At 21.8% G+C, this 777-nt stretch carries 1 protein-coding gene; it reads right to left on the bottom strand.

Annotated features, from left to right (window positions below; translation table 11 throughout):
* Nucleotides 1-634 (bottom strand): sensor histidine kinase (locus tag G3997_RS04365; protein ID WP_442971242.1); only part of this gene is annotated, 634 nt, incomplete at its 3' end.
* Nucleotides 635-777 lie beyond the last annotated feature (143 nt).

The following is a 777-nucleotide window of genomic DNA, read 5'->3' as shown; positions in this document are numbered from 1 at the left end:
AAAATACTTNNTTATCTTYAATTAATTTAATTGGAATATTTATAATAAACTCACAGCCTTCATTTTTTCCAGACTTAACATCAATGGTTCCATTGTGTAAACTAACAAATGATTTTACTATTGATAACCCTATACCACTTCCTTCATTTTTTCTAGTCATAGTATTATCAACTTGAACAAATCTATCAAATATCTTATCTAAATACTTTTTATCCATACCTATTCCAAAGTCTTTTACACTTATAATTACATTTTCATCTATTTTATTTACATTGACATGTATTTCTCCATTATCATAAGAGAACTTAATTGCATTTGAAAGTAGGTTTAATATTATTCTTTCTATTTTAGAATAATCTAGTGCCATAATTATATCTTCATCATTAGTATCAAATATTATGCTTAAATTCTTTGATTCTGCATATGGTTCAATAGATGATATTATATCTTCTATTAAATTTACTATATTTATATTTTCTAAATCTAATTTTAATTGATGAGTATCAAACTTTTCAATATCTATTATATTATTTATAAGCCTTAGTAATCTTTGACAATTATTATTAATAATATCTATATTAGAAGTATGTTCATGAATATTCTCTTTTACTATTGCAAGTTGCATAACAGACATTATAACTGTAATTGGAGTTTTTAATTCATGGCTTATGTTAGATACAAAATAAGTCTTTAATCTATTTATTTCTTCTGCTTCATTTTTTGCTCTTAATAGTTTCTTTTCATATTTTATTTTATATTTTATATAATTTATCAATG

It is taken from the genome of Romboutsia sp. 13368, from assembly GCF_018336475.1.
Taxonomy (GTDB): Bacteria; Bacillota; Clostridia; order Peptostreptococcales; family Peptostreptococcaceae; genus Romboutsia.
The sequence above is the reverse complement of the archived record's forward strand: the minus strand, read 5'-3'. Positions and strand labels throughout refer to the sequence as shown.